A 21,213-nucleotide genomic window follows, 5' to 3' on the forward strand; every position below is an offset into this window, starting at 1 on the left:
CCGTTCGGCGCTTGTTAGAGATCCAGCCTCGACGGCGGAGGATTTCTATCGTCTTGGTGTCCAGGGGCACCTGTTTTGCTTGGGTGATGGCTACAAGCCTTGCGGCGACGTGGGCTAGATCCTGGACATTTATTCGCTGTGCCCTCTTCAGGTGGGCGAGCTCTCCTTGGAGGACGCTTATGCGTGCTTGTTTCTCTGCGTTGTCAGCTTCGACGTGGTCCAAATCCAAGGATTGGGACCGCAGCTGTGTCTGAAGCGCATCGATAGTCTGCTGGAATTGCTTGATTGCCGCATTGTGTCGTCCACTGGTAGCACGAGGTTCAAGGGCTGGTCGGGAATGGCTTAAAGCTTCGGATGTGCTGAGGAACTGTGCCGGATAGGAGTCATTGGTCTGAACCCCACCGCTCTGGTTCCGTTTCCGCCGTCGTCGATCACGCTGTCTATCGGCACAGCGGGTGCAGCAGAACCGTTGCGTCTTGCGAGACGGCTCGAAGCCCATTCGGCACTCTTCGCATATCTTCCTCTTCACGTTCATTCATCAGCGTGGTGCCTGTGTGCAACATGACTTGGCGTGAGTCGACGACCACGGCGTCGGCCTTGGATGCCAGAGGTGTGAATGCGCTGTGGGCCTGTCGATGGGGGCGCTTGAGGGAGTGAAGGGTGGCTGCTGGGCACATGTCATCGTCGGTACTGGCGGTCGAGCATTTGGGGGGAGGGGCTTTGTGTGCGAAGGGCAAAGAAGTTAGTGCTTGCTGAAGGCAGAAAAGAACCGTCGACGGCGAGTCGGCGGTTCTTCGGAATGTGGCGAGTGAAGGCTGTGGTTAGGAAGCTTCGAGCCCCCTCGGTCCGTATGCCTTGTTCCTGTCTGTGCTCCAGGGCGCGAGCATTCCCTGTGCGACCATATGGTCACTGAGCCGGGCCAGGCGATAGGCGGGGTCTGCTTCGAGTGCGAGCTGCAGGAATTGGTGGGCCTTGCTGCCTCGGCCTTCCCACCAGTTGATGTACCCGACTGTGGTCAACAATGCTGCGGAGTGTTGGGTGCTGCTGTGCGTGTAGGCATGTAGGAGCAGTTGCTGCGCCCATTCAACCCTTGACCATTGTGGTTTCGCCTCGGTCTGCGCCAGGAGGACTTCGACCATGGGTTCGTCTATTCCCGGGATGTCTGCCATGAGCCGATCGCGGATACCGGCGAACTGGAAGCTCGCAATTAGACTTACGGTCTCCTCGTCCGTGGGATAGGTCTTCCCCTGCAGCATGGACCCCCAGAGTGCGCGGGCTTCGTCTAACGCTTCTTGAGCAGGAAGTCGTCGAATTTCCTCCATGCGGTCCAGGACTGCATCCGTCGTCAGGGTCTCCTTGGTTGAGGCAGGTAAACTGATCCCCTGTGGTTCGATTTGGCTCCCGCGGTACACGAACTCGGCATTGATTTCGCTGGACTGCGTTGCCGCCAGGGGGATTGAAGGGCCGTTCAAGCGATCGCTGTCGTAGGGCAGGCACGCCTCGTTTCCCACAAGCAGTCCGTCTCGAATGGAAATACCTTGCTGGGCGAGGGCGCCAGTCAGAGCCGCGACGGTGTGAGCATGGGGTTTCTCCTCACCAATCTCCCAAGGCTTCTCGGTGTAGACGGCGAAGAGGACAGTCGAGGCATTCGCGTCCTTCTGGATGTAGCCCGCGACTGTTTGGGCGTAGGAGAAGAGCCCGTCCTCGCTCTTGGGCAGATCCACCCGCAGCGTAGCCCCGACCATATTCTTTTGATTCAATGTGATGCAGACCAGACTCTCCTTGGGCCAGAAGCCGAGAGTATGTCCAACGAAACTGAGGACATCGGCTGGGGTTTTGATGCTGAGCGATTCCATGTTCCTGCTCCTTTGAACGCGGCGCGGGCCTGGTGCCCGGGCCGTTGATGTTCGGGCATCCTGAAAAGGAGATCGAAGGACAGGACATGCGGTAACGAATTCAGGTAATCGGGCATACGGCGCTAGCTCGCCCAGCGATTGGCTGAGGTTGTGCGCAGGACCGGTCCAGCGATGTTGGATTTTCAGAATGACAAAAGCAATATTGCTTCCCGTCATTCATGGAGATGCTTGAATCTCGCAGCATGATTACCTTCTTGAAGCGAAGAAAAAGGAGACTCGCCTCGATAGTTTTCTTTGGCGCCGCAGCGCTCCAAGATGCGTTCTGCCTGCTCACCGACGACGGAACGATTTGCCCAAGCAGCCGGCGTTGGTGTGGGTTGACATTTGGCCGTCGAGGAATCAAGCATGTGCCGATGAGGAACGCTTTACAGGCGCCGATGGACAGGCAATGAGTTGGTCATGGGATTCGAGTGGTCCTTATCGGTCATCCGGGACGCGAGATGGGGCGTTTCCTCCTCACCCCTGCCATGGCCATCGAGAATGAAGACCTGGCAAGAGGCCGCTAGCAGGCCCTCCAGGCGGGGACACGTCGTCTGGTTCAGGCTCGGAGACCTCTTCGTCCTAATCCCCGCGCACGGCCCCATGACAAAGTTACCCAGGAGGGCTCCAGGATTCTGCGCGCGCGAGCTCGTGATCATTGACGACATATGCCCCTGTCGGCGGCCCCAGACGCTACCGAGGGCCTATACCGTGTCCTGGACGCAGCTTACGAAAAACGTTGCGGGGCGATCAGATCCACTGCACCCGGCAGGCCTCGACGAACTCATGTCCAGAACCCTCGCCACCGCCACCGCTGACAGACTCTTTAGCCACGCCCACGTCTGTCAGACCAGTGGCGACTCCTTCTGCCTCACCCAGGCCCTCGCCGGAAGGGAATGACCCGCCTGAACTGACCAACTTATCGATGGCCCCGCCCCGCCGGACCATCAGAGCGAGTTCCAGCTCCCAAGGGAGAGACCTTCAGCCTCCAGTTGTCAGGTTGAATTCTGAGACCGACTCGTGATCTGTCAGGAAAGAAAAGGGTAGATTCTGTTGTGACAGTACCTGGTAGAGCCCCTGACGTCAGATTGGGGTGTGCCCCAACCGGACGAAAACGCTGGTGCGGAGGTTCTCCGGACACAACGAGTCCGGCTATACAAAGGGCCGTGTTCGCCCCAACTAAGCAGGCCCGGCCCTACAACGTTGTTCATAAGCCACCAATAGTTGCAACGAATATGCACAGGTGTAGCAGTGGCTTCTTGGGGAATCGTCTGCAGCCGCTGCGAACAAGCCTCCATGATCCTGACGTCCACCCCGTTCGCCTGAAGGGACAACGTCTTCGGAACCTGACATCGCCTCGCCGTGAACGACCGGATTCATCCACGACGCCGACGTCACCAGCCTCAAGGCAACAGCTACCAGCCCGAAACCCTTGACACCGATGCCCTGCGAGAATCACGCTGAGACGATGGTTTGCCGTGAAAAAATGATGTACGTGAGACCGGTTGGATGCTGCCGAGCCCCGCTTCTGACCGGAAGCAACTCCTCTCAATTCTGCTTCGTGACATCGAACTCCAATGAGCGCCTCGGGTAGCCGGCCAACCCCCGGCCGGCCGGGCAGCCTTTCCAGGTTTGCCGGCGCGCTGCCTCAGGACCTGCTTCGAGCCATGGTCCAGTCGGACGCCGCGGGTACGAAGCTGTCCTCGCAGCTGCTCTCGGAGCTGAAGGTCCTGGCGCGCACACCGAACCTGCTCGTGGCCTGCAGTTATGACGGGACGCTCTCTGCCGCTGTGGGGACCTCCAGGGTGGCCCTGCCGTTGGGCAGCGCCTCGTTTGCCCTGCGTGCCCTGACCTCCTTGCCGAACACCCACGCGGCGGTGATCTCGGGCCGTTCTTTGCGGGATTTGGCTGCGGTGTCCCGGTTACCGGCCGAAGTCCATCTGGTGGGTTCTTATGGCGCGGAATTTGACATGAATTTCCTGTACGAGCAGCCAGCAACCACTCCACCGATCCTTCAGGAAGTCACTGACGCCCTGACCCAAGTAGTGAGCGCCGAAAAGGATTTCAGGATCGAGAGAATCCAGCGCAAACCCGCCGCGGTCTCAGTCCACCTTGTCGGGAAGCCGGCGGACCTCGCCGCCAGGGTGAGGGCCAAAGCCGAGCAGATCGCACGGGACCGCGGGATGTTTTTCATTGCGGACGGCACCGTCCTGGACCTGTCCCTGGTGGAGCCCGGCAAGGGCAAGGCACTCGAACGGCTGCGGTCCCAGCTGGGCATCAGCGCCGCGCTCTATGCCGGGGACGGTCCCAGCGACGAGGATGCCCTCGCCACGCTGCGGGGTCCTGACCTGGGCCTGCGCGTGGGAGACGGACCCGGGGACGGGCACCGGCTGCCGGATCCGGATGCCTTCGCCGTGGTCCTGGCGGTACTCTTTGAACTCCGCCGTGCCTGGCTGTTCGGCGAGGATGCCGTGGGCTTGGAGCGTCATTCGCTGTTGGGGAACGGTTCCACCACCGCTCTGGTAACCCCGGATGCCAAAATCTGCTGGATGACACACCCTTTGCCGGACTCCGGGTCCGTGTTCGCCCACATCCTCGGCGGAGATGCCGCAGGGCATTTCAGCGTTGAACCGGTCAAGGAATCCCCGGTGCTCGGGCAACGCTACGTCGACAACACCATGATCGTCGAGACCCGCTGGGCGGACATCACCGTCACCGACTACCTCGAACCCTCACCGGACGGGCTCACCAGCCTTGTCAGGGTGCTCACCGGCACGGGCACAGCCAGGATCACCTTCGCACCACGACCGGACTATACCAACGCCCCCTTCAATATGGAGGTCCGGAACCATGACCTCCACGTTCTCGGCACCGCTGACCGCATAATCCTGCACGCCCCCGGGGTCAGCTTCACGGTCACCACCGACAACCGTCACGCCACCGCCACAGCCGAGGCGGACCTGCGCCACGGCCCGGTCGTCCTGAACCTCCGCTGCGGAGAGACCGAAGCTTTTGTGCTCGACACCGCCGGAGAGCCCGTGCGGCGGGCCGAGGTCGCAGCAGCATCCCTGGCGTGGGTGCGCAAACTGAATCTCCCAACCATCAAACCCTCCCTCGTCAAACGCTCCGCACTGGCACTCCGGGCCATGGTGCACGAACCCACGGGCGGAGTCTTGGCAGCGCCCACCACCTCCCTGCCCGAAGGAATCGGCGGGATCCGCAATTGGGACTACCGCTACTGCTGGCTGCGGGACGGTTCCATGACCGTCAAAGCACTGGTCGATCTTGGATCCACCGCCGAAGCCGAGGGTTTCCTGCGCTGGCTCGGCCGGATTCTGGACCAGGCTCCAGGGCCTGAGTGGCTGCACCCGCTCTACTCAGTGACCGGGAACCCCATGGCCAGCGAAGCCACCATCGAAAGCCTGCCAGGATACGCAGGGTCACGCCCGGTGCGAATCGGCAACGCCGCAGACCACCAAGTGCAGCTGGACGTCTTCGGCCCCATCGCCGAGCTCGTCCACGCCCTGAGTAAACACCACGGCATCCTGACCGAATTCCAGTGGCAACTGCTCGAACAGATGGCCGCAGCCGTCCTGGCCCGCTGGCACGAACCTGACCACGGAATCTGGGAAGCCCGGCGCCCGCCCCGCCACCACGTCTACACAAAAGTGATGTGCTGGCTCACGCTGGACCGCGCCCTACGTACAGCCGAACGCCATGGTCGGGTCGCTGATCCGCTCTGGCGCCCCACGGCCGCGGCCATCCGCACCGAAGTCCTGCAGCAGGGCTGGGACGAGGAAACAGCGTCGTACACTGTGGCCTACGACAGCCCCGACGCGGACGCGGCAGTCCTGCACATCGGCCTCTCCGGCCTGCTCGACGTAACCGACCCCAGGTTCCTGGCCACCGTAAACGCTGTCGAGCGCGTTCTGCGCGTTGGACCCACAGTCTTCCGGTACCGCTACGACGACGGGCTGCCCGGACTCGAAGGAGGTTTCCACATCTGCACCACCTGGCTGATCGAGGCCTACCTCGCGATCGGCCGCACCGATGACGCCGAGGAACTCTTCGGGCAACTGGTCAACCTGGTCGGACCAACCGGGCTACTGTCCGAAGAATACGACCCCACAACCGAAACACACCTCGGTAACCACCCCCAGGCATACTCCCACCTAGGCCTGATCCGCTGCGCACAACTGCTGGACCGACAAAAGCCAAGAGAGCTGAACCGGCGCCCTGCACCCGCATAGACAAGCGCCGCGGATGAAACAGTGGCTGCCTCAGCATCAGGTTGGCCACTGGGGAGCCCTCTCCAGTGAGGACCAGACTCTCTTTGACTATCGCACGCCCTGAACTAGAGAACCCAGGTCCTCGAAGCTGCCAGCCGGTCTTCCCATGCTGTGCAGGAGGAAACTCCTCGATGACAAAAGGGCCATCGAGCTTCGCAAACTCAGGGACGTATGCTTCCTCGTCCCCCGCCTTGCCGGAATGTTCCGCATCTCCGAACCCTCCGGCTACCGCTAACCTGAGCCGATGAGCGCGATCATATGGACCGTCGGCCACGGCACCGCTTCCCTGGACAGTTTGAAGGAGATCCTGGACAAAGCCCGCATCTCCGTCCTCGTAGACGCCAGGGCGAGCCCGTACAGCCGCTGGAAGCCGCAGCACAATCGCGCGGAGCTGGAAGTCGTTTTGCCGATGTGGGGCATCCAGTACGAATGGAAGGGCCGGAACCTGGGAGGCCTGGGAGAGAACGAGGACTTCGGAAAAACAATCATGGAAGTCGCCCGGCTCGTTGGCCCTGATGTGCTCCGAGGAGTCCCCCGAGCACTGCCACAGGAAAACGCTTCTGGCGCCTGCTTTCCCGGCGGCAGGCTTCGGCATTATTCACCTGCTCCACGACGGCACTCGAACCACCGAGCCGCAGAACACCCAACCCCTGTTCGGAGAGGATCAGACGCATGGAAATCACCCGCGCCGCCGACATTTGCGAGCAGTTCAAGACCACCCGCAGACAGCTTGAGCAGCTCGCAGCGGAAGGCCGCATCGTGATGTCAACGGACGATCTCAACAGGTGGCGCAGCGCGAATGAGGCCATCACCGGACGGGGGACGCTGGCTCAGCAGTTCTGATCTCCGGAGTTCGGGGAGAAAAACCAACGAACTCTGGGCAGGAAACGTGCCCCTTTTGCCGGCACTCCCTCACCCGTTTTCGTACGCCGATAACGGATATTCCGTCAACCTGCCTCGGCCGGGCAAACCGTGCTTGCCGACCACGCGGCCGGAACTGGTGGGGACTCTGATCCGTCCATGGCTGGGGTCAATTCAGGTTATCCACGGCTGGAATTGGGAGCCGTTGGGGTAGCTCCCTGGCAGCAGTAGCGGTGGATAACCTACGAGAATTGTCCCCGGCTGTGGGCGGGCGGACCGGACTTCCCGATCAAACGTAGATGAATTCCGGTGTTCCTAGGACCAGGCAAGGAGCCGTATGTCAGCTTTGGGTGTGGCCCAACCTGACGAAGCCGCCCTACGTGAGCCGAGGGACCAGAGCGAGTTGGGGGAGGGAGACGGCAAGAAGTTGCTGTTCTTATATCGGGCGCTGGTTTTCCTCGTTAGGGGCTACGGCGCTTAGACGGCGGGGGGCCATGGCAGGGCTCTGGCAGACTTGGGTGGAACGTGTGCCACCGTTACGCTTCCGTACGCGGCGAGGCCTCCAGGTACTTCATCCACCGGATGGCCGTGGACCTCAAAGACGTAGGTCATTGAGGTCCTGCCCAGTTTGGATACGCCCACTGTCGCGGTAATTTTCTGACCGAACCATTTTTCCGCCCTGTGGGCGCCGCGTTGCTTGGCCAGGGCGATGCCTTCTCTTTGGCGTTTCCTGATGAGGCAGCGTTCGAATTCAGCGAACGCCGCCATAACGGAGAGCATGAGGTTGGCCATGGGGGAGTCCTCCCCGTGAAGACCAGGCTCTCCTTGATGGACTCCACGCGCACGCCCTTTCGGGTCAGGCCCTGGACGAGGGCACGGAGGTCAAGGAGGTTTGGGTTGGCGGCAATTCGGCTGTGACCTACGTCAATCGTCCGGATTGTGCGGGTAATTTGTCAACCGGTTGACATTAAGCACTAAGCTGTTGCAAGAGTGGCCGAGTGCGGGTGCCCAATGCGAAAACCTGGACCTAAGTCAGAAGTCTTCCGCTGGAGCCGCGCAGTACAAGTTCTGTGTCGACATGGAGTATTAGGGTGCTGGGCACTTCCCCGTTGAGCAGGTTGAGCACAAGCCTTGCTGCTTCGTTGCCGCAGGTCAGCATTGGAGACCGAACGGTTGTAAGAGGTGGAGTTGTGAAGTCCGCCCCGAAAATGTCGTCGAAGCCCACGATGCTGATCTCGTCGGGAACAACTACAGACGCTGCCTGCAGCTCCTGCATCAGTCCGATGGCCAGCATGTCGTTGTAGGTCAGCACCGCGGTGGCGCCGCTGGAAACCACTTCTCGGGCTACCTGCCGGCCGCCGTCCACTGTAGGTCTGACAGATTCCAGCCGAACAGCCTCCAGTTTCGACCAGTCACACGCGGTTTGAACTCCGTGCCAGTGACGCTTGGAGATCCAGGACTGTGGAGGTCCTGCCAGATAAGCGATTTTGCGGTGACCGTTGACAACGAGACTCCGGATGGCCTCACCGATGCCTTTGTTAACCTCAGGGACCACGCACGTAACATCATTGACCTCGCGGTTGATCACAACCAAAGGTTTTTCCCCGGCGAGTTCCTGAATTCGACTGTCGTCCATACATGGACTGGCCAGGATGAGACCGTCGACAGAGGGCATCATGCGCCGGGCCGCGCTGAACTCGGTCTCCGGGGTTTCGGCAGACTCAGCGAGCATCAGTGTATAGTCCTGGCCGATGGCTGTTGATTCGGTACCCCGGATGATGTCCAAGTAAATGGGGTTGGTGATATCAGCGACAATCAACCCAAGCGTGCTGGTTCGCCCGGTTGGCAGCGCCCGCGCGAAGGGGTTCACCTGGTAGTGAAGTTGGGCTGCCGCATCCTCAACAAGCTTCCGAGTCTTGACACTTACACGGCCCGGCTTACTGAGCGCCCGCGACACCGTTGAGGCATTGACCCCGGCTACCTTGGCGATGTCGTAAATCGTTGGGCTGGGCTTCCCGCTGCGGGCGGGTTTGTTAACCCTGTTGGTGGCTACGGAAGCATTTTCGACTTCACTCACTTCCTCATCATAACGACAATGTTCCAACCGGTTGCACACGGACGCGCATATGTTCGCGCGCGTGTGCTTTCTAGAGCAACGATTGTGGTCTTCGTGAGGTCGGCGCATCAGGATGCCTGCGGCGGTATCCGGTAGCGGTACCGTCCAGTATGACTCGGGGAAGCGTCGAGGATTGGGAGCTATCGCAGCTGCTGCTACTCCCGTGCCTAACGCCGATAATGGACTTTCCGTCGGCCTGCCCAGGCTCGGATCCTTCCCTTGCTTCCTCAATGAAGCCGGATCCAGAGCGACTTTGAGCCGTCCTTGGCGGGGGAAAATTCGTGTTATCCAAAGCAAGGAATTAGGAGCTGTCGGGGCAGCTCCCCGGCAGAAGCAGCGGTCGATAACATACGAGAATTGTCGCCAGTTCTGGGCAGGGCAGCCTCCTTCTCAGCGCTGGACACCAGTAATTGAACGACCTGACCGACCCCAGATGTGGGTCCCCCGGGTCTCTTGCCCGGGGTGGGCAAGAGACCCGGATGTGCGAGGCACTGAGAAGCGGCAACTTTTCAACCGGCCTTAGAAGACACTGTCCCAAAGCGGTCGAGGGTTGCGAGCTAAGCGAATCAGCTACTCGGGTCTGCTGGGCTCGAAGATTTCAGCGGACGCCGCGTTCTGTGAACTCGAGCCATGCCGCGGCTTCAGACGCCAGATGAGCAGGGGATTCGCCGATGTTGAGAACAATCCCTGACTCACCCTCGCCGAGTGGCTCCAGTGTCTCCAGTTGTGATGCCAGGAGCGACGGCGGCATGAAGTGCCCAGGGCGCGCTGCCATTCGGGCGGCAAGAAGACTTGCGGTGCCGTGCAGGTGTACGAACCGCGCGTCCGCAGCGCCGGAACGGATCAAGTCCCGGTAGGAACGCTTCAGGGCGCTGCAGGCAATGACGAGTGAATTGTCGCCTTCAGCTGCGAGGCGCCGTCCTACTTCCTGGAGCCAAGGCCGGCGGTCGTTATCGTCCAGCGGGATCCCGGCCGCCATCTTCTGGATGTTGGCGCCGGGGTGCAATGAGTCCCCATCGAGGAATCCGGCACCGAGTTCCTGCGCCAGGAGCGCTCCGACGGTGCTCTTGCCGCAGCCGGAGACGCCCATGACGACTACGCGGTGTGTGCTCACCAGTCGTGGACCGTTCCGTCGATGAGGCGGTTGTAGGGCAGGTAGGCCTGCTGGTAGGGGTACGCTGCTGCGGCTTCTTCGTTGAATTCGACGCCGATGCCGGGCTTGTCCCCTGGGTGGAGGTAACCGTCGACGAAGGTCATGGACTGCTCGAAGACCTCGTTGGTCTTGTCCGAGTGCGGCATGTATTCCTGGATGCCGTAGTTGTGGATGGCCAGGCCCACATGCAGCTGCGCGGCAAAGCCCACCGGGGAGATGTCGGTTGGGCCGTGGAAGCCGGATTTGATCTGGTACTGCGCGGCGAAGTCCATCACCTTCTTCAGCGGCGAGATCCCGCCGAAGTGGGTGGAAGCCGCGCGGACGTAGTCGATCAGCTGTTCCTTGATCAGGGTCTGGAAGTCGAACACGGTGTTGAAGATTTCCCCGATGGCCAGCGGGGTGGTGGTGTGCTGGCGGACCAGGCGGAGTCCTTCCTGGTTCTCGGCCGGGGTGCAGTCCTCGAGCCAGAACAGGTCGTACTGTTCCAGCGCCTTGCCCAGCTTGGCGGCCTGGATGGGCGTCATGCGGTGGTGACCGTCATGCAGCAGCGGCAGTTCCGGACCGAACTCGTTCCGGACCGCCTCGAACACGGTTGGCAGGTGGCGCAGGTAGGCGCGGGTGTCCCAGTCCTCCTCCACCGGGAACGCACCGCGGCCGGCGGGTTCGTAGTCGTAGCGCTCACCCGACGCCTGCGCCTGCGCCGCGACACCGTAGACGGCTTTGATGCCTGGGACGGCGGTCTGGATCCGAATGGATTTGTAGCCGAGTTCCAGGTGCTCCCGGACCGAATCGAACAGAGCCGGAAGGTCCGCCCCGGAGGCGTGCCCGTACGCGCGCAACCCGTTCCGGGACGCCCCGCCCAAAAGCTGGTACACCGGCATGCCCGCGATTTTGCCCTTGATGTCCCACAGCGCCATGTCGACGGCGGCGATCGCCGCCATAGTCACCGGGCCGCGGCGCCAGTACGAGGAGCGGTACAGGAACTGCCAGGTGTCCTCGATCCGGTGCGGGTCCTTGCCGATCAGCAGCTGCGCGACGTGTTCCTTGAGGTAGGCGGCGACGGCGAGCTCACGCCCGTTCAGGGTGGCGTCACCAATACCGGTCACACCGTCCTCGGTGGTAATCCGTAGGGTCACGAAGTTCCGGGAGGGACTTGTCACGAAGACGTCGGCGGCAATGATTTTCATGTTGAACCTTTCAGCAGAAGGGGTGCGCCGAAGCGCGAGGAGAGCGGGCGTAGAGGGAGCTGTTACCAGCTGCCCCGGAGGCGGTGGACGAGGTCGACGACGGCGGTATCAGCTCCGAGGTCGGTGTTGAGTGTTGTGACGAGGGCCTGGATGAGGTCCTTGCCGGAGAGTTTCAGGATGCCGAGGAGATTGTCGGCTTCAGCGTCAACTGGCTTCGTGCCGTGGTCGTGCTGTTGGACCAGGAAATCAGCCCAGGCAGCGATGACGCGGGCAGCGCCAGCTCCGGTCCGGCCTGCCGAGCGCTCGGCGAGGAGGACCGGAACAGCCCGCATGCGGAGTTTTGTAGTGCCGTCGGCACCGATCTGTTCGAGCAGGTGCTCGATCCGCGGGTTGCGGAAGCGGCTAAGCAGGGCGGCGCGGTAGGCGGGAATGTCGAGCTGGGGCTGGTCCAGGTGGGCGGCGGCTTCATTCCAGAAGACTTCGAGTTCGGCTGCGCAGGAGGGATCGGCCACCGCATCCGCGACTGTGCGCAGGCCGCGGAGCTGGCCGGCGTAGGCGAGGAGCGAATGAGCGCCGTTGAGCAGCCAGAGTTTGCGCTGTTCAAAGGGAGCAATATCGTCCACGAAAACCGCTCCGGCGTTCTCCCACGCCGGGCGCCCAGCCGGGAATTCACCGCAGAGGACCCAGTTGGAGAAGGGTTCGGTGATGACCGGTGCGGCGTCGTCGAACCCGGTGGCCTCCCGAACAGCAGCGATGTCGGTGCCGGTGGTACGAGGAGTGATACGGTCCACCGAGGTGTTGACGAAGGACACGTTCCCGGCAATCCAGTTGGCCAGCTCCGCAGAGACCAGCGCGGCGAGGCCATGGATCGCCTGTGCGGCCGCCGCACCATTGGACGTGAGGTTGTCGCAGGGGACGACGGTGATCGGGCCGGCACCTGCCCGGCGCCTGGCATCCAGGCCCGGCAGGACGCGCGCGCCCATTGTGGCCAGCTGCGGATGGTCACGGTGTATCTTGAGGCTTCCGTCCTGTACCCACATCTTTTTCAGGGCTGCTGCATCGGCTGTGACGGCGGGGGAAGAGGTGTTGAGGAGCCCGTCAGCGCCAAGATGGTAGGCCGGTTCAGTGACGGTGATCGTCAGCAGTGCGGTCCCAGGTGCTGACAGTACCGTCGTGAGCCGGGGGAGGTCCGCGCCGTCGTATGCTGCACTGATGCTGGCTACGATGCTGAACGTATCGCCCTCGTTGCCGCGTTCGACGAGGGTGTAGAGCCCGTCCTGGGCGGCGAGGATCTCTGCCGCTTCCGGGCTGCGGCCGGTGAAGGCCGCGATGCCCCACTGGCGTTCTGGGTCAACCTGTTCGGTAAACCAGGCTTGGTGTGAGCGGTGGAAGGCGCCCAGGCCGATGTGCACAATCTGCACGGGAGCGGCGGGGCCGGCTTCAGCGTTGGTGCGGTTCAACGCCTGGACGCCGTTCCGGACGGTCATAGCTTGAAGACCCGTCGCGGTGCCCGGTCAACGACATCGACAATCAGCTCCTCGGCCCGGGCGGGCGTGATGCGGTGCTCGGACACGAGCCGTGCGAGGAAGGATGCTTCGATCCGGCGTGAGGCGTTATGGCGGGCGGGGATCGAGCAGAATGCGCGGGTGTCATCGATGAAGCCGGAGGATCGCGAGAATCCAGCGGTTTCTGTGATGGCCGAGCGGAAGCGGAGCATGGCGTCGGGGGCATCGAGGAACCACCAGGGCGCCCCGATGTAAACGGAAGGGTAGAACCCGGCCAGCGGGGCCAGCTCACGGGAGAAGACGGTCTCGTCGAGGGTGAACAGCACGAGGTGGAAGCCGGGTGCCGTGCCGAAGTCCTGCAGCAGCGGGCGGATGGCTTCGGTGTAGCTGATCGGGAACGGGATGTCGTGGCCGGTGTCGCCGCCGAACTTCTCGAAGCTGGGCAGGTGGTGGTTACGGTAGGAGCCAGGGTGGATTGTCATGACCAGGCCGTCCTGGACCGACATGCGCGCCATCTCGTACATCATGTGGGCTTCGAAGACGTCGCGGTCCTCCGCTGTCCATTCACCGCATCGTGCTCGGGTGAAGAGCTTCTCGGCGTCGGACCGGTCAAGCTTGAGGGTCAGCGGTGTGCGCACGCCGTGGTCCGCGGATACGGCCCCGTGTTCCACGAAGTAGAGCCGGCGGTTCTCCATCGCGCGGATGTACCCGGTGTAGCCGGCCGCGCCGTCACCGGCAACGCCGATCAGGCGGCCAACGTTCTCCACCCAGTCGGGGTGGCCGATGTTGATGTACGCGTCCGGGCGGAACGTGGGAATTACGCGGCCGCGGAAGGTATGGTCTGCTGCGATGGCAGCGTGGTGCTGCAGCTCGTCCAGCGGATCATCGGTGGTGGCGAGCACCTCAATGTTGAAATCGTGGAAGAGCTGGCGCGGGCGGAAGGCGGGTTCCCTCAGGCGGGACTGAAGCGTGTCGAACGTGCTGTCAGCCGTAGCCTCGGAGATCTCCTCGTGCAGCTTGAAGACGTGCTGGAGCTCAGAGCGGATCCAGTAGCCCGACGCGGTGCCGTCGAACAGCGGCCAGGCCTTGCAGAACTCGCGCCATACGATGCGGGGGTCGGTGTTGGCGATCGGGCCTTGGTTGAGACGGTCGAGCGGGACTCCGCTGGCGTGGATGAGACGGACGACGTAGTGGTCCGGGGTGACCAGCAACGTTGCCGGATCCGGAAAGGCTGTGTCTTGGGCCAGCACGGCGGCGTCGACGTGGCCGTGTGGGGAGATGATGGGCAATGAGTCAACGAGGCCCAGCAGGTCCCGGGCGATTGCACGCACTCCGGGTTCAGCTGGCAGGAGCCGGTCCGGCTCCGCTGCGAGGGAAGAAGGTGAAGGGGGCATGGGCCTAATCGTTGCCAACAGGAACGAGTCTGGTCAACGAGTTGCCATTTGTTGGCAATTAAGAGGTCAGCTGTTTGTCGGCCCGGTGGAGTCGCGGACGACCAGTCGGGTGGGGAGGACCACCGGCTGGTTGGATCGGGAACGGGCGCCGGCGGCGAAGGCCAGCAGGTTGTTCACTGCCGTAGCACCGAGGGAGTATAGGGGGGCCTCGATCGTGGTCAGCGAGGGGGTAATGAGGGCGGCCCCATAGCTGTTGTCATGGCCGACGACGCTGACGTCGCCGGGAACGGATAACCCTTTTTGCTGCAGGGCGCGGATGAAGCCGATGGCCATTTGGTCGTTGTAGGCGATGACACCGGGGGTGCGGTGGTGCAGCCATTCGGCGGCGACTTCCTCACCGCCCTGAATGGTCGGCAGATGCGATCCCGTCCGGCGAACCGAGAGCTCCAGCTCCATGGCTGCTTCGCGCAGTGAGCGCCACCGAATGCCGTCGGCCCAGGACGCTTCGGGTCCTGCGAGGTAGGTGATGGTGCGGTGTCCGAGTTCGCCGAGGTGTTCGGCGGCGCGGCGGATGCCGCGTGGGTTATCGGTCACCACACTTGCCACGTCCTTGACTGCGCGGTTCATGACGATAAGGGGTTTCTGCTTGGCAATCATGCGGATTGCTGAATCGGACATGCGCGAACTTGACAGGACAATACCGTCCACGGAGGGCAGAGCGCGCTCAAGCGCCTCGCGTTCCTTCCGCTCCGACTCCTGTGTGTGGGCGAGCAGCATGGTGTAACCCGCTTCTGCCGCCGCGGCTTCAGCCCCACGCACCATCTCCGCGTACACAGGGTTCCGGATGTCCGCGATGACCAGGGCGATCATTGAGGAGCGCTGCCCGCCAGGATGCTGGATGCCGGCCACATGGGCTGAGCGGTAGCCCACCTCGATGGCCGCAGCGAAGATTTTCTGTGCCGTATGGTGGCTGACCCGCCCCGGGCGAGCGAAGGCACGGGAAACGGTGGATGCCGACACCCCGGCGACACGAGCGACGTCGTAGATCGAGGGTAAGCCTTGTGAATCAGCCATGATTACCTCCGATGCCACCATAGACCGGCAAAGGCATTTTTTGGCAACTGCTTGTAAGTGAAGTACTTTGTTGGCTCTATGGAGGAAGCCTCCACTTCACAACGTGCAGTTGGAACGCCCAATGAGGTAGCACTCCCTGGACTCTCATAGCGAAGTGCTCCTACACGACGGCCAGCTGTCAGTGCGGATGGCGGCTCAAGCACCGGAACCACTTGAGTCGTCCAGCGGGGTCTAGAAGACTTGCAACAAATGGCAACTCCTTGTTTTTGCCTATTGCCATGAGTCCCAATTGGTACCACAGCGTCGCTTGGCGACGCACCCAGAAGCTCATCGACGAGCAGAGAAGGAACATCATGTTGCGCACAAAGATTTATTCCCTGATGGCTGTTGCCACTGCCACCGCGCTAGCCCTGACCGCCTGCGGCGGCGGTGAGGCGGGGGGAGGGAGCCCCGGTGGGGAAAGCGGCACCTTGCGGGTGGCGCTGAACCAGACCGAGGAGCACCCCTCGTTCATTGCCCTGGACAACTTCGGCAAGCGCCTTGAGGCCGCCACTGAGGGCCGCTGGAAGATGGACGTCTATCCGAACGAGACCCTCGGCGCCCAGCAGGAGGCCCTGCAGTTGGTCTCCCACGGCTCGGTGGACATGGCGATCGTCTCGGGCACTCAGCTGGAGAACCTTAACAAGGACTTTCGGGTCTTCAACCTCCCCAAGGTCTTCGATGACGTCGAGCACCAGATGAAGGTCATCCACGACCCGAAGGTCACCGGAGAGCTGTACGGCTCCCTCGAGGAGTCAAACAAGCTCACCGTCTTGGGTGGGTTCACCCAGGGGGCCCGCAGCATCTACACCACCGACGCCCCGGTGAAGACGCCGGCGGACCTGGCCGGCAAGAAGCTGCGCGTGCAGGAGTCGGACGTGATGATAGCGCTGGCCGAGGCGTTGGGTGCCTCCGCGACCCCGATGGCCTTCGGTGAGCTCTATACCGCCCTGCAGTCCGGGGTGGTAGACGCGGCTGAGAACAATGAGGTCTCCTACTTCACGCAGAAGCATTTCGAGGTCGCTCCGCACTTTTCCCAAACCAATCACCTGGTCGGTTTGGACTATCTGATCGTCAACTCCGATCTGCTCGCGAAGATGTCCGAGACTGACCGCGCCGCGTTCCAAAAGGAATGGACGGCCACGCACGAGGAGCACACCAAGCTCTGGACCACGGCCACGGAGGAGAATATCGCCAGCGCCAAGGCCGGTGGTGCGACCTTCAGTGAGGTCGATGAGGCCGCTTTCAACAAGGTGCTCGAACCGATCGCCGAAAAATTCATCGAGAACGACTCTCAGCAGGCCCTCTACGACGCCGCTCGCGCCGCCGTGAAGTGACCAAAGTGGGGGCGCACCTTGTGCGCCCCCACCACCCCCGGGCCCATGAATCGGGCACACAGATGACAACAGGGAGCAGCGCCCGCGCTGCGCACCAGCGGAGGAAATAATGACCAGCAAGAAGCCAACAGGGGCCAGCGGTGACGTCCCGGCCGTCCCCGGGCGGGACGGTGGTGCTTCAGCCGTGCCGGCACCGCCGGCAGTCGCCGGACAGCAGCGCCCCACCGGCGGTCCAGCCGTGGCCGCTTTGGAGGCAGTGCGACACATCATCGACCGGGTCCTGGCCCTGCTGTGCATGGTGATCTTTGCCGCACTGGTAGTCGTGGTCGCCTGGCAGGTGATCTCCCGGCAGGTGCTCGGCGCACCGGCATCCTGGACCGAGGAATCAGCCCGGTATGTCTTCGTCGTCCTGGCCCTGCTCGGCGCGGCGCTGGTGTTCTCCGAGCGTGGCCACATCGCAGTCGAGCTCCTTATGAAGAAGTTTCCCGAGCCGGTGCAGAGGGTCGTCGCCCTCGTTGTGGAAGTGACGATCGTATTCTTCGCCGTGTTCGTGATGATCTTCGGCGGATACGAAGTGGCGATGAACGCGTGGAACCAAAACATCTCCACCATGCCGGTGAGTGTGGGCCAGATCTACCTGGTCCTGCCAGTCGCCGGCGCGTTGATCACCTTCTTCGCGCTGTGTCACATAGTGGGCATGTTCGCTGGCACCGAGGAGCTCGTGCCTGAGATCGACGAGAACAACCAAGGAATCTGAGGCATTATGGAACCCGTCACACTCGCCGCGCTCATACTGCTCGGCGGCATGATCATCGGCATTGCCCTGGGGGTCCCTGTTGCCGTCGCAATGGGCGTGCCCTCGGCCCTTGCCATCGTCGTCCTCCTCGGCTGGGACGGTGCGGCACTCACTTCGGCCCAACGCCTGTTCACCGCCAGCAACTCCTTCGCCTTGCTTGCGATCCCCTTCTTCATCCTTGCGGGCGGACTGATGAATACCGGAGGCATTGCCCAACGTCTCATCGACTTAGCGCAGGTCCTCGCAGGGCGCTTGCCTGCCTCCCTGGCCCAGACCACCGTAGTGGCCAACGCCATGTTCGGCGCGGTCTCAGGCGCCTCCGTCGCCTCCGCCGCCGCAGTCGGCTCGGTGCTCTCCCCGCCGATGCGTAAAGCTGGCTACGACCCGGCCTTCGCCGCCGCTGTCAACGCAGCGGCCTCGCCCGCAGGAATGCTGATCCCCCCGAGCAACACTTTCATCGTCTACTCTCTCGTCTCGAGCACCTCTGTCGCAGCGCTGTTCATGGCCGGCGTCGGCCCGGGCCTGCTGTGGGCGCTGGTCTGCGTCATCATGGTCGCGATCTACGCCCGCAAACACCCCGAGCTCGCCAGCGGGCAGCGCCCCACCGCCCGCGAGGCCGGGATCGTGTTCCTGCGCGCCGTCCCATCCCTGCTGATGATAGTCATCGTCATCGGCGGCATCCTCGCAGGGTACTTCACCGCCACAGAATCTGCCGTCATCGCCGTGCTCTACTCCCTCGCCCTCGGCCTGATCCAGAAGACGCTGCCGCTGCGCGCACTGCCCTCAATCACCATAGAAGCGGCCAAAACAACCGCGATCGTCATGCTGCTCATCGGCGTCTCGGGCATTCTCGCCTGGGTGATGTCCTTCGCCAAGGTGCCCGCGCTCGTCGGTGACGCCCTCCTGGGCCTGACCGACAACACCGTCGTGATACTCGTCCTTATCATGATCATCATGCTCCTGGCCGGCACCGTAATGGACCCCACGCCGGCCATCCTGATCTTCACGCCGATCTTCCTGCCGATCGTCACGCAGCTCGGTGTCGATCCGATCCACTTCGGCACGATGATGGTCTTCAACATGTGTCTGGGGAATATCTCCCCGCCCATAGGAAATAACCTCTTCGTAGCCGCGCGAGTAGCCAAGGTGAGCATCGAACCTATGATCAAGCGGATCATGCCCATCTTCTGGGCCCTGACCGTCGCCCTTTTCCTCGTCGCCTTCGTCCCACAGCTATCCATGTGGCTACCCACCGTCATGGGCCTGGTAAAGCCGTAAGCAATTGCGTTGACATCGGGCTGGCGACACTTTTTCCCTTGCCGCCAGCCCGACTCAACAGGACCGCGGTCTGTCGAACAACTCTGTTCGGCAGACCGCACCCTTGTCTACGCATGCTTGGACAATACGTCTTGGGTTCCTAATATCACTGTCCATTTTTCGAGTCAGGCAACGGGTACATAGGAAACCGGCGGCCGGAACCCTTGGCTGTCGAACCAGTGTGAGCCGGACTCAAGCCAGCGAACAGGACCGGCGCTTCCAACTCTGACTTAGGAGCTGAAGCCGCGGCACCCATAGATGGAATGAAGGTCAAGCCAGCTGAATCGAACGGCCCCACTTCCCGGTTCGAACACGCACGGCCATGGCCTGGCCACAAAGCCTGAGGCATAAGACTGCAGATGATTTCTCATGGCAGGGCGCACGAAGCGGAGCCGGAAGGAAAGGTAAAACCCTTGGTAATCTCGAGGTTTGGTTATGCGAGCAGCCCACGTATACGGCGTATCACTTGGGCGGCTGTCTTGTCAGTGACCCTTCTTGCCGCCCTTAATCTACAGAGGGCTGCGACACCCACAGCGCTGCTCTATCAGGTCGCCCCGAAAGTCCACGACGCCAGCGCCTTGGGCAGTGCCGCTGTGCCCTATGACGAGGAACTTGTGGCGGCCAACCAACTGGGATCGAAGATGCTGCCTTCGGGCAGCCCCTTTGCGTCAATGCCGTCGCTTGGGGATTCCCCGCAGGAATATCTGGGAGCGCTCTGCTGGAGTTATCAGCCCCGGACCTCATCGTTTCCAAGCGGCAGGCATATGTCCGACGCCCAATTCAATAATGCTTCCAGCATTGTCGACGCCGCTGTGAGGCTTGCGCTGCCCGCCGAGGCTCAAGTGCTCGGCGTGCAAGCCGCGCTCGGCGAGTCTTCACTTGAGAACCTCGATCATGGGGATGCTGCCGGACCCGACTCCAGGGGACTCTTCCAGCAACGGGACAACGGGGCGTGGGGATCATTGAACGACCGCGTGGACCCATTTGTCAGTGCAACCCACTTCTTTCTGGCACTCAGAAATGTCGACGGTTGGGAACAACTCCCGCCCAGTGCTGCCATCCATCAGGTACAGCGGAACCAGGACCCGGAGCACTATACAAAATTCCGCCCGCAGGCACTGGAAGTTGTCCGCGCCCTGAGGGCTAAGAACGCTGCGGGGCTAAATGTGCACGACCGTGCCTGCAGCCCGGGCGGGACACAACAAAGCCAGGTTTCGCTGGCACCACTCTTGCAGCGCCCGGCAGCAGGGACGCTGATGTCTCCGCTGGCGAATCTCCGGCAGACGTCCCCGTTCGGACACCGATCCAGCCCAATCACGGGAACGGCCGGGGAATTCCATACGGGGCAGGATTACGCGAGCAGCTGCGGCACCCCTGTCCACTCCGCAGACGAGGGTTCAGTCAGGGAGGTCGGCTGGCACCCGTGGGGAGGAGGAAACCGGGTGGAAATTGACCACGGCAACGGCCTGGTCACCACGTACAACCATCTGCAAGGGATCGCTGTCCGCAAGGGGCAAAAAGTCGGCGCCGCAGAAGTCATCGCAACAGTCGGCACAACTGGTTCCTCTACCGGCTGCCACCTTCACTTTGAAACCATACTTAACGGTCATCATGCGGATCCAAACATGTGGCGGCTGATGCCGCTGCCGGCAGGATCCTCCCTTGGCGCGCTCATGCTGACAAGCTACGCGCCAGGATCAGCAGCAGGGCAGTCCACCGCAACACCTTTGTGGTCACTGCCGACTGTGCGAACCGCCGAGCCGGTGTCTCCGACCAGGGCCGCGCCATGGCCGAGGACCGCCGCCGTGCCGGGTCCCACTCCCGAGCCAACGCCGGCACCTTTGGTTCTTCCTGAGCCCACGCTCACAGCCGAGCCGGCGCCGACGCCCACCGTCGAGCCAACGCCGACAGCTGCTCCCAGCCCTGAACCAACACCAGTGCCGGAGCCGGAGCCAACACGGATGCCTACCCCGGAGCCGGCACTGACCGCCGAACCGGAGCCGGAGCCGACACGGATGCCTACCCCGGAGCCGGCACTGACCGCCGAACCGGAGCCAACACTGACCGCCGAACCGGAGCCGGAGCCGACACGGATGCCTACCCCGGAGCCGTCACTGACCGCCGAGCCGGAGCCAATACTGACCGGCGAACCGGAGCCGACGCCGATGACACCCGCCGACTCAACAGCGACGGCCGAGCCGGAACGTACTGTGTCTGGGGCATATCTCCCCGCCCGTAGGAAATAACCTC

Annotated in this window: 13 protein-coding genes and 2 pseudogenes; 7 read left to right on the plus strand and 8 right to left on the minus strand. The window is 62.4% G+C overall.

From position 1 onward, the window contains the following. Positions 1-821: 821 nt before the first annotated feature. Positions 822-1,856, minus strand: a complete 1,035-nt coding sequence (locus M1E17_RS09430) for a DUF4192 domain-containing protein (RefSeq protein WP_457966884.1) — start codon at positions 1,854-1,856, stop codon at positions 822-824. A gap of 1,616 nt (positions 1,857-3,472) precedes the next feature. Here M1E17_RS09430 and M1E17_RS09435 point away from each other — a divergent pair. The 3 genes and pseudogenes from M1E17_RS09435 to M1E17_RS09445 all read left to right on the plus strand — a co-directional run bounded on the left by M1E17_RS09435 (position 3,473) and on the right by M1E17_RS09445 (position 7,027). After that, positions 3,473-6,145: a trehalase-like domain-containing protein gene (locus M1E17_RS09435; protein ID WP_457966885.1), complete on the plus strand. Its 2,673-nt coding sequence runs from the start codon at positions 3,473-3,475 to the stop codon at positions 6,143-6,145. Positions 6,146-6,428: 283 nt separating this feature from the next. After that, positions 6,429-6,590, plus strand: a pseudogene (locus tag M1E17_RS09440) (DUF488 family protein); the annotation flags it as partial. 266 nt (positions 6,591-6,856) lie between these two features. After that, a complete protein-coding gene (locus M1E17_RS09445; RefSeq protein WP_457967980.1) occupies positions 6,857-7,027 on the plus strand; it encodes a hypothetical protein in 171 nt (56 codons plus the stop codon). Positions 7,028-7,714: 687 nt separating this feature from the next. Here M1E17_RS09445 and M1E17_RS09450 read toward each other — a convergent pair. From M1E17_RS09450 to M1E17_RS09480, 7 genes and pseudogenes are all read right to left on the minus strand, one after another. Further along, a pseudogene (locus tag M1E17_RS09450) lies at positions 7,715-7,938 on the minus strand (recombinase family protein); the annotation flags it as partial. Between the two features lie 134 nt (positions 7,939-8,072). After that, the gene (locus tag M1E17_RS09455; protein ID WP_457966886.1) at positions 8,073-9,122 is read right to left on the minus strand and encodes a LacI family DNA-binding transcriptional regulator; all 1,050 of its coding nucleotides are present in this window, start codon (positions 9,120-9,122) and stop codon (positions 8,073-8,075) included. Between the two features lie 637 nt (positions 9,123-9,759). Beyond that, on the minus strand, positions 9,760-10,275 hold the full coding sequence (locus M1E17_RS09460; RefSeq protein WP_457966887.1) for a gluconokinase: 516 nt from the start codon (positions 10,273-10,275) through the stop codon (positions 9,760-9,762). Further along, positions 10,272-11,501, minus strand: a complete 1,230-nt coding sequence (gene manD / locus M1E17_RS09465) for a D-mannonate dehydratase ManD (RefSeq protein WP_457966888.1) — start codon at positions 11,499-11,501, stop codon at positions 10,272-10,274. Before manD ends, M1E17_RS09460 begins: the two co-directional genes overlap by 4 nt. A 62-nt stretch (positions 11,502-11,563) precedes the next feature. Then, the gene (locus M1E17_RS09470; RefSeq protein WP_457966889.1) at positions 11,564-12,988 is read right to left on the minus strand and encodes a mannitol dehydrogenase family protein; all 1,425 of its coding nucleotides are present in this window, start codon (positions 12,986-12,988) and stop codon (positions 11,564-11,566) included. Then, on the minus strand, positions 12,985-14,400 hold the full coding sequence (gene uxaC, locus M1E17_RS09475) for a glucuronate isomerase (RefSeq protein ID WP_457966890.1): 1,416 nt from the start codon (positions 14,398-14,400) through the stop codon (positions 12,985-12,987). The genes M1E17_RS09470 and uxaC overlap by 4 nt, the downstream gene beginning before the upstream one ends. Before the next feature lie 66 nt (positions 14,401-14,466). Beyond that, positions 14,467-15,474 (minus strand): LacI family DNA-binding transcriptional regulator, encoded by a 1,008-nt coding sequence (locus M1E17_RS09480; RefSeq protein ID WP_457966891.1) that lies wholly within the window; start codon positions 15,472-15,474, stop codon positions 14,467-14,469. Positions 15,475-15,827: 353 nt separating this feature from the next. Between M1E17_RS09480 and M1E17_RS09485 the strand changes: the two genes are divergently transcribed. The 4 genes from M1E17_RS09485 (at position 15,828) to M1E17_RS09500 (ending at position 21,209) form a co-directional block, all read left to right on the plus strand. Continuing rightward, positions 15,828-16,850, plus strand: coding sequence for a TRAP transporter substrate-binding protein (locus M1E17_RS09485; protein WP_457966892.1), 1,023 nt, complete (start codon positions 15,828-15,830; stop codon positions 16,848-16,850). Positions 16,851-16,959: 109 nt separating this feature from the next. Further along, a complete protein-coding gene (locus M1E17_RS09490) occupies positions 16,960-17,607 on the plus strand; it encodes a TRAP transporter small permease (RefSeq protein ID WP_457966893.1) in 648 nt (215 codons plus the stop codon). Positions 17,608-17,613: 6 nt separating this feature from the next. After that, positions 17,614-18,924: a TRAP transporter large permease gene (locus M1E17_RS09495; protein WP_457966894.1), complete on the plus strand. Its 1,311-nt coding sequence runs from the start codon at positions 17,614-17,616 to the stop codon at positions 18,922-18,924. Between the two features lie 524 nt (positions 18,925-19,448). Further along, a complete protein-coding gene (locus tag M1E17_RS09500; RefSeq protein ID WP_457967674.1) occupies positions 19,449-21,209 on the plus strand; it encodes a peptidoglycan DD-metalloendopeptidase family protein in 1,761 nt (586 codons plus the stop codon). Positions 21,210-21,213 lie beyond the last annotated feature (4 nt).

It is taken from the genome of Arthrobacter sp. D1-29, assembly GCF_054130585.1.

Bases quoted from the DNA above. Each gene is read 5' to 3' on its own strand.
- M1E17_RS09445 (WP_457967980.1), top strand. From the start codon at position 6,857: ATGGAAATCACCCGCGCCGCCGACATTTGCGAGCAGTTCAAGACCACC.
- M1E17_RS09495 (WP_457966894.1), top strand. From the start codon at position 17,614: ATGGAACCCGTCACACTCGCCGCGCTCATACTGCTCGGCGGCATGATC.
- M1E17_RS09435 (WP_457966885.1), top strand. From the start codon at position 3,473: ATGAGCGCCTCGGGTAGCCGGCCAACCCCCGGCCGGCCGGGCAGCCTT.
- M1E17_RS09470 (WP_457966889.1), bottom strand. From the start codon at position 12,988: ATGACCGTCCGGAACGGCGTCCAGGCGTTGAACCGCACCAACGCTGAA.
- M1E17_RS09485 (WP_457966892.1), top strand. From the start codon at position 15,828: ATGTTGCGCACAAAGATTTATTCCCTGATGGCTGTTGCCACTGCCACC.
- M1E17_RS09430 (WP_457966884.1), bottom strand. From the start codon at position 1,856: ATGGAATCGCTCAGCATCAAAACCCCAGCCGATGTCCTCAGTTTCGTT.
- M1E17_RS09490 (WP_457966893.1), top strand. From the start codon at position 16,960: ATGACCAGCAAGAAGCCAACAGGGGCCAGCGGTGACGTCCCGGCCGTC.
- uxaC (WP_457966890.1), bottom strand. From the start codon at position 14,400: ATGCCCCCTTCACCTTCTTCCCTCGCAGCGGAGCCGGACCGGCTCCTG.
- M1E17_RS09480 (WP_457966891.1), bottom strand. From the start codon at position 15,474: ATGGCTGATTCACAAGGCTTACCCTCGATCTACGACGTCGCTCGTGTC.
- manD (WP_457966888.1), bottom strand. From the start codon at position 11,501: ATGAAAATCATTGCCGCCGACGTCTTCGTGACAAGTCCCTCCCGGAAC.